Origin of the sequence: Streptomyces indicus (genome assembly GCF_900100315.1) — a bacterium.
In the GTDB taxonomy this organism is placed as follows: Bacteria; Actinomycetota; Actinomycetes; order Streptomycetales; family Streptomycetaceae; genus Streptomyces; species Streptomyces indicus.
In genome coordinates, this window is the sequence record NZ_FNFF01000005.1 from 1 (window position 1) to 13,103 (window position 13,103).

General features: G+C 72.2%; 9 protein-coding genes. 4 read left to right on the top strand and 5 right to left on the bottom strand.

Translation table 11 applies throughout. The annotated features are described in order from the left end of the window. Positions 1-457, top strand: a 457-nt coding sequence (locus tag BLT97_RS14500) for an FxLYD domain-containing protein (protein WP_093610864.1), incomplete at its 5' end; no start/stop codon positions are given. A 42-nt stretch (positions 458-499) separates the two neighbouring features. Here BLT97_RS14500 and BLT97_RS14505 read toward each other — a convergent pair. Genes BLT97_RS14505 through BLT97_RS14515 form a run of 3 tightly spaced genes read right to left on the bottom strand, consistent with a single transcriptional unit; the run spans position 500 to position 5,026 of the window. Next, the gene (locus BLT97_RS14505; protein WP_245769331.1) at positions 500-2,170 is read right to left on the bottom strand and encodes a tannase/feruloyl esterase family alpha/beta hydrolase; all 1,671 of its coding nucleotides are present in this window, start codon (positions 2,168-2,170) and stop codon (positions 500-502) included. 19 nt (positions 2,171-2,189) lie between these two features. Further along, positions 2,190-3,671 carry an AMP-binding protein gene (locus BLT97_RS14510; RefSeq protein WP_093610038.1) on the bottom strand — a complete coding sequence of 494 codons (1,482 nt, stop codon included), beginning with the start codon at positions 3,669-3,671 and terminating at the stop codon, positions 2,190-2,192. Next, positions 3,668-5,026: an MFS transporter gene (locus tag BLT97_RS14515; protein WP_245769332.1), complete on the bottom strand. Its 1,359-nt coding sequence runs from the start codon at positions 5,024-5,026 to the stop codon at positions 3,668-3,670. Before BLT97_RS14515 ends, BLT97_RS14510 begins: the two co-directional genes overlap by 4 nt. 142 nt (positions 5,027-5,168) lie before the next feature. On the opposite strand from BLT97_RS14515, the gene BLT97_RS14520 reads away from it, so the two are divergent. Together BLT97_RS14520 and BLT97_RS14525 are read left to right on the top strand one after the other, a co-directional pair. Beyond that, complete coding sequence (locus tag BLT97_RS14520; RefSeq protein ID WP_093610040.1) at positions 5,169-6,968, top strand: helix-turn-helix domain-containing protein; 1,800 nt, start codon at positions 5,169-5,171, stop codon at positions 6,966-6,968. Between the two features lie 29 nt (positions 6,969-6,997). Further along, positions 6,998-7,522 carry a MarR family winged helix-turn-helix transcriptional regulator gene (locus BLT97_RS14525; RefSeq protein ID WP_245769333.1) on the top strand — a complete coding sequence of 175 codons (525 nt, stop codon included), beginning with the start codon at positions 6,998-7,000 and terminating at the stop codon, positions 7,520-7,522. Here BLT97_RS14525 and BLT97_RS14530 read toward each other — a convergent pair. Next, positions 7,509-9,065, bottom strand: a complete 1,557-nt coding sequence (locus tag BLT97_RS14530) for an SDR family oxidoreductase (RefSeq protein ID WP_093610870.1) — start codon at positions 9,063-9,065, stop codon at positions 7,509-7,511. The two genes, BLT97_RS14525 and BLT97_RS14530, sit on opposite strands and share 14 nt — an antisense overlap. Before the next feature lie 258 nt (positions 9,066-9,323). Between BLT97_RS14530 and BLT97_RS14535 the strand changes: the two genes are divergently transcribed. Continuing rightward, complete coding sequence (locus BLT97_RS14535) at positions 9,324-11,450, top strand: MMPL family transporter (protein WP_093610042.1); 2,127 nt, start codon at positions 9,324-9,326, stop codon at positions 11,448-11,450. 39 nt (positions 11,451-11,489) lie between these two features. On the opposite strand, the gene BLT97_RS14540 is transcribed toward BLT97_RS14535, so the two are convergent. Further along, the gene (locus tag BLT97_RS14540) at positions 11,490-12,866 is read right to left on the bottom strand and encodes a cryptochrome/photolyase family protein (RefSeq protein ID WP_093610044.1); all 1,377 of its coding nucleotides are present in this window, start codon (positions 12,864-12,866) and stop codon (positions 11,490-11,492) included. Positions 12,867-13,103: the final 237 nt, after the last annotated feature.

The window sequence follows — 13,103 nt, forward strand, 5'->3', positions numbered from 1 at the left end:
GGAGCCGCCCTCCCCCATGGCCTCCCTGGCGGAGTCGGTGAAGGCGGAGGTGAAGGCCTCGGCCTCCGCCGCCGAAGCCTCCGCCTCGGCCAAGGCCTCGGCGTTCGAGGCGTCCGTCTCGGCGGAGACCGAGCGCAAACGGCAGGAGTTCCAGGAGCAGTTGGACAAGGCCGACGGCCAGGGCAACGCGATGAAGGACGTCTCGCTCGTCGGCAAGCCGCTCTCGCAGACGAACGGCGTACGGGCGCTGATCGTCAACATCCGCAACAGCACGGACGAGACGGCCTCGTACGCGGTGCAGGTCGACTTCAGCGATGCCGACGGCAAGGTGGTCGAGACCCGTGTCGTCGGGGCCGAGGACCTGAAGCCCGGCGAGCGGGCCCAGCCCCTCGCGATCAGCCGCAAGCCGGCCGAGCCCGCCCTGACCGCGAAGGTCGCCAAGGCCCAGCGCTACTGAGGGGGCCTGTCGGGAGTCCCCACCTGGCCCGGCGCCACCGGGTCAGCGCGAGCACGTGAAGCTGTCCGCGCTGTCCGGATCGCCGCCGCGGTACTTCGGCCACAAGGGGTAGGTGCACAACGGCCGTTCCCTGCCGTCGCGGACGTCCCGCACCACCGGGTCGGTGGGCCTGCGGTCCTGTTCGGACCAGCGCTCGAGCGCGGTGAGCGAGTCCCAGCCGGCCGCGAACGCCGGGTTGCCGAAGTTCGCGTGGTTGGCGCCCGGTACGAGGTAGTAGCGCAGGAAGTCATCGGTCCCGCGCTCCCCCATGATGTCGGTGACGCGCTCGAAGTAGTCGTTCGTGGAGCGGTGCGAGACCAGTCCGTCCGCGGCCCCGTGCAGGAGCAGGAGTTTCCCGCCGGCGCGCGCGAACGGCCGCAGATCGGCGTCGTTGACGTCCTGGAGCGCGGACAGCTCGCTGATCCGCCCCTGCCATGCGCCCGGCCGCGCGGGGTCGACCGCGAGGGAGTCCTGCGCGGGGTTCCGGGTGAGGAAGTAGCGCACCCACTGGTCCCAGTACTGCATGCCGTACCCGCTGGTCAGCGGCATCGGCGTGGACGGTGCGGTGGTGCCGAGGCCCAGCAGGGGTGTGCGCATGTCGGCGCCGGAGAGGAAGGGGAAGCCGGGGTAGCCGCGCTCGCCGCTCACGACCTCGTACGGCCAGGTCCACGGCGAGGAGATCGTCCTGACCGAGGCGATCTGGAGGTCGGAGAGGCAGGCCGGACCGGTGTCCGTGCCGTCCGGGCAGCGCAGTTCCGCGGGATCGAAGCGGCAGCTCTCCGGGTTCGAAACGACCTTGTCCGTCAGCCCGTCCAGACCGTCGCAGGCCTGGATCACGCGCGTGTACAGGAGCGCCTGCTTCTCGGGGCCCGGGAAGGCGCCGGGCCGCGCCAACTGCCGTGTGGCATGGCCGAGATAGAGCGCTTCCGCGAGGTTGTTCCACGCGGGATAGGCGGAGATGACGCCGTCGAAGGCGGCCGGCCAGCGCTGGGCCACCGCCAGCGCTTCGCGCCCGCCGGTCGAACCGCCCGCGAAGTATGCGTGCGCGGGCCGGGTTCCGTAGGCCCGCCGGATCAGGAACTGTGCCGCGTCATGGGTCTTCTTGAGGGCGTCTCCGGCGGCGAAGTTGCGCAGCGCCTCGTCATGGACGGCGAAGGAGCCGTCGAGCGAGGCGACGGGGTGCTTGGCCGGGTCGGCCCGGTGCCCGGAGTCGCTGCCGTACGTCGCGTAGCCGCGCGCCAGCGGGGTGGGCCGGTCCCCCGGCCCGAAGGGGACGTCGGCGCGCAGGTCGGGAAGGGTGCCGTTGAAGCCGCCGCCGCCGAACATCATGGACCTGCCGTTCCACGCCGTCGGCAGGGCGATCCGCATGCCGATGGCGGGTGCGGCCGGGTCGACGGGGAGAAGCGCCGCGTCGATACGGCAGTACGTGACGGTCGTGCCGCCGACCGTCTCCGTGACCATGGACGTGGACGTCACCCGGCCTCCCCCGGTGGGCAGGGAGAAGACGGAGGCGGGTACGGCCGCACCGTCCAGCGCCGTGCAGCGCGGTGCGGTGAACGGGGTGGCGGCAGCGGCGGGTTGGAGGTTCGCGGACGCGCCGAGGAGTGCCGTGGCGGCGACGGCCACGAGGCCGGTACGCAGGCCCGGGCCGCGCTCGGTGTTCCTTCTGCTCACAGTCGGGGTCCTCGCTTCGTCATCGGGCCGGGCGGTGCAGGCGCTGGGCGCGCAGTTCCGAACGGCGGACCTTGCCCGCCGCGTCGCGCAGGGAGTCATGGACCAGTTCGATCGACTTCGGCAGCTTGTGGCGCGAGAGACGGCCGTCGAGGAAGGTGTGGATCGTGTCCGTCGTGACACCGGCGCTCTCGGGGGTGTGGACGATCGCGTGCAGCCGGTTGCCGGTGTCGCTGTCGGGGAGGCCGATCACCACGGCGGTCAGGACCTGTTCGTGCTCGACGAGGGCGGCCTCGACCTCGGCCGGATAGACGTTGACGCCCCCGACGGTGATCATGTCCGAGCGCCGGTCGAGCAGATAGAGGTAGCCGTCGGCGTCGAAGCGCCCCATGTCCCCGAGGGAGGACCAGCCTTCGCGCGTCGTGGGTTCGGCGCCGATGTAGCGGTACGTGGGGTCGCTGCCCGGTGTCACCCGCATGTAGATCTCGCCCGGTACGTCCGGGGCGGTGATCTCGGCTCCGTGGGCGTCGAGCAGTTTCATCTCGCCCCAGGTCACCCGGCCCACCGAGCCGACGTGGTCGAGCCATTCGTCCCCGCGCAGGGTGCACCCGGCCTCGGCCTCCGTGCCGCCGTACAACTCCCAGACGCGTTCCGGGCCGAGCCAGTCGATCCACTGCCGCTTCAGCCAGACAGGGCAGGGTTCGGCGCAGTGCCACAGCGAACGCAGCGAGGTGAGCGCGTACTTCGCGCGCACCTCCGCCGGCAGTGCCGTGATGCGCCGCATCATCGTGGGCACCAGATACGCCCAGCTCACCTCGTGCTCGTCGATCGCGGACAGGGTGCGCTCGGCGTCGAACCTCGTCAGCAGGGTCACCGTGCCGCCGAGGAAGAGCGTCGAAAGGGCGGTCACGAACGGGGCGTTGTGGTGCAGGGGTGCGGTGACGAGGGCCTGCTGTCCGGGCTCGATCCCCCACATCCCCGTATCGAATCCGGAGGTCACCGCGGGCCGGCCGGAGAGAATGATCTTCGGGCGGCCCGTGGAGCCACCGGAGGTCGGCGCCTTCCAGGAGGGTGCGAGGGGCGCGTCGGGGTCGTGGCCGGGCTGTCCGGCGGCGAGTTCGGCGACGGTCAGGACGCGCGGATGGTCGATCCGCGACTTCCCCGTCTCCGTCAACACGGCGGCGGGCGCGGCGAGTTCGAGGATCGCGGCGAGCTCCGCAGGCTTCATCCGCGGCGACAGGATCTGAGGCGTGGCGCCCGCTTTGTAGCAGGCGAACACCGCGGTGATCAGGTCGGTCGAGTTGGGCAGCAGCAAGGTCACGATGCGGCCCGCCACCTGTGCCTCGCCGAGCAGGCCGTGGGCGATCCGGTTGCTCGCGCGGTGCAACTGCGTCCAGGTCAGGGTGCCGGTACCGGCGCGTACCGCCACGGTGTCCCCGCGCTCGGCGGCGTACGCGCCGGGGATCTCGGCCAGCGGGAATCCGTCCTCGGGCAGGAATGTCACGGCTGTACCTCCGGGTCGCGCTCGAGGATGCGGGGCGGGGCGTCGGCCGCGGTGCTGCGGTCCGCATGCCGCAGGGCGCGGTGCAGGGGCACCGCGAGGGCGCCGCCGAGCAGGGAAGCGATGATCACGATGAAGAAGCCCGAACTCGGGTCGCCGGAGTCGGACTCGGCCAGGCCGAACAGGTAAGGCCCCACGAACCCGCCGGTCAGGCCCACGGTGTTGATGAAGGCGAGACCGGCCGCCGCCACGATCCCGGACATACGGGCCATGGCGACGGACCAGAAGATCGGCAGGGTGCCGAAGATGATCGCGGACATGAGGCCGATCAGCACGATGCGGACGGCGGGCGAGGGCACCGCGAGGAAGACGGCGGCGATCGCGGCGGGAACTGCCGCCAGTACGCCGATGGTCAGGGACTCGCGCGGGACCCGGCGGAAGAGGGCCGGCATCACCAGGACGCCGACCGTGCCGCCGATGCCCGTGACGCCGCTGAGCAGTCCGACGAGGAACGAGCCGCTCACGTCCAGCGACTCGATGATCGACGGCACGTTGAACGTCACGCCGTTCATCGTGACCTGGTTGAGGAAGTAGATGACCCCGATGAGCAGGATGAACGGGCGGCCGAAGGCCTGCCCCATGTTGCCCTTCAGGCTGTGCCCGCGGTGTGCCTCGGCGGCCCCCTCGTTCGCCTGTTCGCTCAGCGCCGCCGCTTCCTGCGCGCTCAGCCAGCGCGCGTCGGCGGGGACCTCGGGCAGGAAGGCGAGGACGACGAGTCCGATGGCCATCGTGATCAGTCCTTCGATCAGGAACATCCACTGCCAGCCGTGGAATCCGCCCAGGCTGTCCAGTTCCATCAGCGCTCCGCCGAGCGGGCCGCCGAGCAGCAGGCCGAGCGTGGGCGCGAGGTAGATGAACCCGACGGCGGTGGCCCGGTCCTTCTGCGCGAACCACTGCGTCATCATGAACATCATCGCCGGGTAGAGGCCGGCCTCGGCCGCGCCGAGCGCCATCCGCCCTATATAGAAGGTGATGTCGTTGGAGATGAACATCATCAGGGCCGTGACCGCACCCCAGCTGAGCGCGATACGGGCGATCCAGCGCCGCGGGCCGACCCGGTACATGATCAGGTTGCTCGGCACCTCGAAGAGCGCGTAGGTCAGGAAGAACAGGCCCGCGCCGAGGCCGAAGGCGGCCACGCTGATGCCCACGTCCGCCTGCAAGTGGGTCTTGGCCAGCGCGATGTTGGTGCGGTCCACGTACGACATGAAGTAGGCGAGGCACAGCAGCGGCAGCAGCCGCAGCATCGCCTTGCGCGTCGCGACGGCGTACGGGCCGCCGTCGGCAGGAATCGGCATGCTGGTCACTCCCAGGGGATCGGGCCGTGTGTCGTGGGGCGAGGTTAGGGCCGTACGCTCTCGCCCGGAGATGGAAAGTCCGCCCACTGATGACGGCAGCGCAGTGGATGAATCAACCACCTGGATCCCGGCGGGGGCATCGATGGCATCACCTGGTTCCGCACCGGAGGCGGAGCTCTCGGCTTACCGGCTGCGACGCGAGCGCGAGCTCAACAGCCTGTACACGACGGCCCGTTCACTGACCGCGCTGGGCGAGGTGGACGAGGTGCTGCGGTCGATCGTGCGGCACGCCCATGAGCTGATCGGCTGCGACTTCGCCTATCTGTCGCTGCTCGACGAGGAGGGGCACCTGATCGTCCGGGCCTCCGCGGGGACGATCTCCCCGGAGTTCTCCTCCGCGCGGCTGCCGCCGGGCCTCGGTCTGGGCGGGCGCGTGATCGAGTCCCGGGCGCCGTACTGGGTGAGCAACTACCGGGCGGCCGAGGCGCTGCCCCACGACTCAGCCTTCGATCTCCTGGTCCCGCGCGAGGGGTTGATGGCCCTGCTCGGTGTGCCGCTCCTGGTGGGGGACGAGGCGATCGGCGCGCTGTTCGCCGCCGACCGCACCGAGCGCCCCTTCGAGAAGGACGAGGTGGCCCTGTTCAGCGCGTTCGCCGGCCATGCCGCCGTCGCCCTCAACAATGCCCGGCTCTACGAACAGACCCGCAGCTCGCTGGAGCGGCTGAAGGACGCGTACCGCACCATCGAGGACCAGGTCGCCACGATGGAACGGGCCGCGGCCGTGCACGAGTCCCTCACCCACGTGGTGCTCACCGGCGGCGGACCCGGCGACATCGCCCAGCTCCTCGTCGAGCATCTGGAGGGCACGGTCACCGTCCTGGACCGCGACGACCGGATCATCGCCGCCCGCTCCCCCGGCGCGCCGGGCGCGTACGCCGGCGCCGCGCTCGACCCGGCTCTGCGCGAGGAGGCCCGCACCACCGGTCGGTGCGCCACGGCCCGGCGCGCGGACGGTGCGCACGTGAGCGTGGTCGCCGTCGGGGCCGGGGGCGGCCACTTCGGTTTTCTCGCCCTGGCCCGCGGGCACGCCCCCGACCCCGCGGACGTACGGATGCTGGAGCGCTCCGCGCAGATCCTGGGGCTCCTGGTCCTCATGCGCGACGCCCGGGTCGAGGCCGAGGAGCGGGTCAGGGGCGAACTCCTCATGGAGCTGATGTCGCCCGCGCCCCTGCACCCCGCCCAGCGCGACCGGGCGCTCGCCCGCGGGGTCGACGTCGACCACCTGGACACGCTCGTCGTCGCCGAGTGCCCGGGCCGTACGGCGAGTGATGTCGTACGGCAGCTCAAGCCGCTGTCGGCCCGCTGGTCGGGTCTGGCGGGCGAGTATCTCGGGCGGGCGACCATGCTGTTGCGCGCCGAGGACCCGGACGCCGCCGCCCGCGCACTCCACCAGGAGCTGCGCCGCGCCCTGGGCGCGCCAAGCCTCGTGGCCGCCGACCGGATCACCGCTGCCGAACGCGCCCGTTCCTTCACGCTCGCGCAGCGCTGCCTCAAGGTCATGCGGGCCCTCGGCGACGAGGACCGCGGCGCCGGCACCCGGCGCTACAGCATGTACGCCCTCGTCTTCGATCCGGACCGCGCCGACGACCTGGACCGCTTTCTGGACGACGAGCTCGGCACGCTGCTCGCGTACGACCGCCGCCGGTCCACCGACCTCGTGGCCACCGCCGCCGCGTACTTCGCGCAGGCGGGGAATCTGAGCCGGACGGCGCGCGCCCTGCACGTCCACCTCAACACCTTGCTCAAGCGCCTGGACCGGATCGGAACACTGCTCGGCGAGGACTGGCGGGAGCCGGAGTCGGCGCTGCGCCTCCAGGTGGCGCTGCGCCTGCACGGGTTGCGTGCGGTGGTGGACGGCGAGGCCCCGGGGAGCGCGGGCTGACGTGGGCACGGCTGGATAAGGTGGCCCACGTGGAGAGTGCGGGTGATGCGGCGGCCGGCGGCGGGACGGCGGCGGATGCGGGCGGGCTTCAGGCGCTGGCGGTACAGCTGCGCCGGATGAACGGCGAGATCAACCGTGTGGTGCACGGCTTCGCCGCGGAGCAGGGACTGCACTCCACCGACGTGCAGGCGCTCGCCGCGATCCTCGACGCCGAGACCCCGCTGACCCCGGGGCGGCTGCGCGCGCATCTCGGGCTGACCTCGGGCGCGGTCACCGCCTGTCTCGACCGCCTGGAGCGGGCCGGTCACATCCGCCGTTCCCGGGACAGCGTCGACCGGCGGGTCGTGCATCTGCACTACGTCAGCGATGCGCAGCGCACGGCGCGTGCGTTCTTCCGGCCGCTCGCCACCGCGGCCTCCGCGGCCCGCGACCGCTTCTCGCCGGAGGAGACGGCCGTCGTCGTGCGCTTCCTGGCCGCGCTCAACGACGAGTTGGCCGTGGTACGCGATCACGCCCCCGAGACCGCGGACCGCACGCGGCTCAAGGAGTCGTGACCCCGCGGGAGTCGGACTCGGCCGGCTCCTTGGCCGCGGCCCGGGCGATGTTGCGGGCCATGCCGCCGAACACCACGGCGTGGAACGGGACGACACTCCACCAGTACGCGTGGCCGAGCAGGCCGCGGGGGTGGAACAGGGCCCGCTGCCGGTAGCGGGTACGGCCCTGCTCGTCCTGGTCCGCGTACATCTCCAGCCAGGCGAGGCCCGGCAGCCGCATCTCGGCGCGCAGCCGCAGCAGCCGGCCCGGCTCGATCTCCTCCACGCGCCAGAAGTCGAGGGAGTCGCCGACCCGCAAGTGGTGCGCGTCACGCCGGCCGCGGCGCAGGCCCACGCCGCCGACGAGCCGGTCGAGCCAGCCGCGGACGGCCCAGGCGAGCGGGAACGAGTACCAGCCGTTGTCGCCGCCCACTCCTTCGATCACGCGCCAGAGGGCCTGCGGCGTGACCTCCACCGTGCGTTCGCGGCAGTCGGTGTAGAGGCTGCCGCCCGCCCAGTCGGGGTCGGTGGGCAGCGGGTCGCTCGGGGCGCCCGGCACCGACGCGGAGGACCAGCGGGTGGCGACCTGGGCGTCGCGGATCTTCTGCAGGGCAAGGCCGACCGCGGTGGCGAAGGGCAGCGGGTGGCCGGGCGGGTCGGGTACGTACGTGGCGATGTCGTGTTCGTGGCAGACGACTTCGTGCCGCAGCGACTCGGTGAGCGGCCTGGCGATGGAGCGCGGCACCGGGGTGACGAGTCCGACCCAGTGGCTCGACAGACCCGGTGTGAGCACGGGCACCGGGACGATCAGGCGCGGCGGCAGGCCGGCGATCTCGGCGTAGCTCCGCATCATGTCGAGGTAGGTGAGGACGTCGGGTCCGCCGATGTCGAAGCTGCGGTGCACCTCTTCGGGCAGGTCGGCGCAGCCGACGAGGTAGCGCAGGACGTCGCGGACGGCGATGGGCTGGATCCGGGTGCGCACCCAGCTCGGGGTGACCATGGCGGGCAGGCGCTCGGTCAGGTAGCGCAGCATCTCGAAGGAGGCGGAACCCGAGCCGACGATGACCGCCGCGCGCAGGACGGCGGTGGGCACACCGGAGTCGAGGAGGATCCTGCCGACCTCGGCGCGCGAACGCAGGTGGGGCGAGAGCTCGTGCTCCGGGACGCCGGGCGGGGTGAGGCCGCCGAGGTAGACGATGCGGCGCACCCCGGCGGCCCGCGCCTGCTCACCGAAGATGCGGGCGGCCCTGCGGTCGGTCTCCTCGAAGTCCCGGCCGGTGCCGAGCGCGTGCACCAGGTAGTAGGCGGTGTCGATGCCGCGCATCGCCTCGGCCACCGAGGACGCGTCCGTGACATCGCCGCGGACCACCTCCACCCGCCCCGCCCACGGGTGGTCACGCAGTTTGCCGGGCGTACGGGCCAGGCAGCGCACCCGATGGCCGGCGTCGAGCAGTTCGGGCACGAGGCGGCCGCCGATGTATCCCGTGGCCCCGGTGACGAGGCAGGACCGGCGGGACGTGGTCGCGCGCGGCGACGGGCCCGCGCCGGTGTTCTCGGTGCTCACTCCCGCCTCCCGGTGTTCGTTGTGCCGCACAGGTTTCGTTGCGGTCCTTCAGTGCATTCGGTGGTCACGACGTTCCTGGATGCGGGAGGGGAACGCGAGTCGAGTACGCCGCATCCGATGGGCGCCGTCGATCCGTAGTCATGGGTGAGGCGACGACCGCCCCGCCCGCAACGACCCCCTCGGCCGGCCCCGATCCGAGGATGTTTCAATCATTGAGATTGTTTGTGATCGAGCTACTTTCCTTCCGAGAGGATCCACATGTTCAGCCGAGCACGGCTCGCGCGCTGGCTGGTCCCTGTCGTCCTGCTGATCGCCTGGCTGGGCATCGGCGGCACGCTCGGGCCCTACGCGGGGAAGCTGGGCGATGTCGCCACCAACGACCAGGCCGCCTTCCTGCCGCAGAACGCCGAGTCGACCCGAGTCCTCGACGCCCAGCGCCAGTTCCGGCAGGAGGAGACGCTGCCGGCGATCGTCGTGTGGACCGGTGAGGAGGAGGGTCAGAAGCTCGGGGAGGACCAGCGCGCTCGGGCCACCGAGGCGCTCGCGTCGATCGACGGTGCGAGCGGTGTCGTCGGCAGTCCCTCCCCCGCCCTGGCCTCCAAGGACGGTCAGGCGCTGCAAGGCGTCGTACAGCTGCGGCCGGATCTCGGCGAGGAGTTGCCGAAGGTGCTGGCCGAGGTGGAGGCCGCCGCCGGGAAGGTGCCGGGGACGAAGGCGCAGCTCGCGGGCCCCGCGGCCAGCCAGGCCGACCTGTCCGACGCGTTCGCCGGGATCGACGGGCTGCTGCTCGCGGCCGCGCTCGTCACGGTGCTCCTCATCCTGCTGCTCGTCTACCGCAGTCTGCTGCTGCCGCTCGTGATCATCCTCGGCGCGGTGTTCGCGCTGGGACTCGCGTGCGCCATCGTCTATGTGCTCGCCGACCACGACGTCGTACGCGTGGACGGCCAGGTGCAGGGCATCCTGTCGATCCTCGTGATCGGGGCCGCGACCGACTACGCGCTGCTCCTGACGGCCCGCTTCCGCGAGGAACTGCCCGCCGCCGGGGACCGGATGCAGGCCATGCGCGCGGCGCTGCGGCGGTCGTTCGGGCCGATCGTGGCGAGCGGGGCGACCGTGGGGCTCGGGCTGCTCGCGCTGCTCCTGAGCGATCTGACCAACAACCGGGCGCTGGGCCCGGTCGGGGCCATCGGCATCGTGTGCGCCGTGCTCAGCACCCTCACGTTCCTGCCCGCCGTGCTCGTGCTCCTGGGGCGTGCCGCGTACTGGCCGGCGAAGCCCAAGTCCGCCGAGGAGTCGGCCGGTCACGGGGTGTGGAGGCGGGTCGCCGCACTCGTGGACCGGGCGCCGCGCAAGGTGTGGGCCGGCACGCTCGCCGCACTGGTGGTGTGTGCCGGGTTCGCTCCGATGCTCTCGTCGAAGGGGGTGCCCCTGGACGAGGTGTTCGTCAACGAGACGCGGTCCGTGGCGGCCCAGGAGACGCTCGGGAAGCACTTCCCCGGTGGCTCGGGCAACCCGGCCGTGGTGATCGCGGACGCCGGCCGGCTCGACCCGGTGCTCGCGGCGGTCGAGGACACCGAGGGGGTCGCGTCGGCCGCCCCGGCGAGCGCCTCGGGCCGTCCCGGCGGCGGCGAACCGCTCGTCGTGGACGGCCGGGTGCGGATCGACGCGACGCTGCGCGACGCCGCCGACAGCGACGCGGCGAAGGACACGGTGGCACGGCTGCGCACCGCGGTGCACGCGGTGTCCGGGGCGGACGCGCTGGTCGGCGGCTACACCGCCCAGCAGTACGACACCCAGCGGACCGCGGAAGCGGACCGCACAATCATCGTGCCGGTGGTGCTGGGGATCATCCTCGTCATCCTCGTCGGGCTGCTCAGGTCGCTGGCCATGCCGGTGCTCCTGGTCGCGACCGTGGCCCTCAACTTCCTTGCCACACTGGGCGTTTCCGCACTGGTCTTCGAGCACGTGCTCGGCTTCGGCGGCACGGATCCGTCGGTCCCGCTGTACGGGTTCGTGTTCCTGGTGGCGCTCGGCGTGGACTACAACATCTTCCTGATGTCCCGGGTCCGCGAGGAATCGCTGCGCCACGGCACCCGCGAAGGCGTGCTGCGCGGGCTGACGGCGACCGGCGGGGTGATCTCCTCGGCCGGGGTGGTGCTCGCCGCCACGTTCGCCGCACTGGCCGTGATCCCGCTGTCCTTCCTCGTGCAGATCGCGTTCATCGTCACGTTCGGCGTGCTGCTCGACACGCTGGTCGTACGGTCGCTGCTCGTGCCCGCACTGGTACGGGACATCGGCCCCCGCGCATGGTGGCCGGGGGTGCTCAGCAGGCCTCGTACGGAAGACGCCGCCGAGGACGAGGCGAGGGTGGGCGCCCGGCGCTAGCGCCCGCCGCCTGCGGGGCGTGGCGACCGCACCCGGTCGTCACGCCCGGCCGCGCGCCCGCTTGAAGCGGGCCAGGCCGTCGGCGAGGTCCACGATCGGGTCGGGGTAGTCGCCGATCGCGGCGCGTTCGAGGCCGGGGAGCTTCCAGGGCTCGTGGACGTACGGGGCTTCGAGACCGGCGAGTTCCGGCACCCAGCGGCAGGTGTACGTGCCGTCCGGGTCGTACCGCTTGGCCTGGGTGACCGGGTTGAGGACACGGTTGGGGCGGGTGTCGGTACCGGTCCCCGCGCTCCACTGCCAGTTGAGCTGGTTGTTCGCCACGTCGCCGTCGACGAGCAGCGACAGGAAGTGCTCGGCTCCGACGCGCCAGTCCACGTACAGGGTCTTGGTGAGGAAGCAGGCGGTGAGCAGACGGCCGCGGTTGTGCATCCACCCCTCGTGGCGCAGCTGGCGCATGGCCGCGTCGATGACCGGATAGCCGGTGCGGCCCTCCTGCCACGCCTCGATGTCCTCGCGGGCCGCGTCCGCGGTGCGCCAACGGTCGTGCTGGGAACGGTAGTTCTCGTGTGCGGCGCGCGGCCGGGCGGCGAGGACCTGGCGGTGGAAGTCGCGCCAGGCCAGCTGCCGTACGAAGGCCTCGGCGCCGGATCCGCCCTTGCGCAGGGCCCGTTGGACGCATTCGACCGGGGACAGGGTGCCGAAGTGCAGGTGCGGCGAGAGCCTCGACGTACGGTCGCCGGCCAGGTCGTCGTGGCCTTCCTCGTACGCGTCGGCTCCGCTGCGCAGCCAGGACGTCAGCCGGGCCCGGGCCTGGGTCTCGCCGCCGCGTGCGAGACCGGGCGAGACGCCGGTGATGTCCCGGCGCGCGGGGAGCGGCTCGGACCCGATGCCCTCCGGCACGTTCACCTTGCGCGGCGCGGCGAGCGGAATGCGCATCGTCTGCCGCGCCCAGTGCCGGTGGTACGGGGTGAAGACCGCGAAGTGGTCCGAGGAGGCGGGCAGCACCGTGCCGGGGGCGACCACGGTGGAGACGGTGTCGTACACCTGGACCGCACAGCCCGAGGGCCCGAGGACGGAGGCCAGCCGGTCCTCGCGGCGGCGGGCGTACGCGCTGTGGTCGGCCGCCAGGTGCACCGTGTCCGCACCGCATTCGGCCACCACCTTCGCCACCTCCTCGGCGAGGTCACCGGAGCGCAGGATCAGCCGGCCGCCGCGCTCCCGCAGCCCCGCGTCCAGGTCGGCCAGGCAGTCCGTCAGGAACGCGAGCCGGTTCGGTGCGGCGAACCCCGCCGCGTCCACGGCCCGGTCGCGCACGAACAGCGGGACCACCTCGTCGGAGGTGTCGAGGGCCGCGCGCAGCGGCGGATGGTCGTGCAGGCGCAGGTCGCAGGTGAACAGGACGACCGAGACGGTCATGGGGCGTTCCTTCGGGACGGTGGCCACCGGTCGGCTACGGGATGAGGGATGGCCTGGACAGAGCTGCCGATACCGACGCAGAACACTTCTCCCTCCGCCCGCGCGTCGGATGCACCCGCACGGGCGAGGGCCGCGGGGCCTCATGGCTCGTGCGCAGGACGACCTCATCGCTCCGTGCGCAGGACGGCCTCATGACTCCATGCAGACGCGGCTTCGCTGTGGCCGGTCAGTGGACGC

Coding starts and splice junctions, on each gene's coding strand:
- BLT97_RS14515 (WP_245769332.1), bottom strand. CDS start 5,026: ATGCCGATTCCTGCCGACGGCGGCCCGTACGCCGTCGCGACGCGCAAG.
- BLT97_RS14520 (WP_093610040.1), top strand. CDS start 5,169: ATGGCATCACCTGGTTCCGCACCGGAGGCGGAGCTCTCGGCTTACCGG.
- BLT97_RS14535 (WP_093610042.1), top strand. CDS start 9,324: ATGTTCAGCCGAGCACGGCTCGCGCGCTGGCTGGTCCCTGTCGTCCTG.
- BLT97_RS14540 (WP_093610044.1), bottom strand. CDS start 12,866: ATGACCGTCTCGGTCGTCCTGTTCACCTGCGACCTGCGCCTGCACGAC.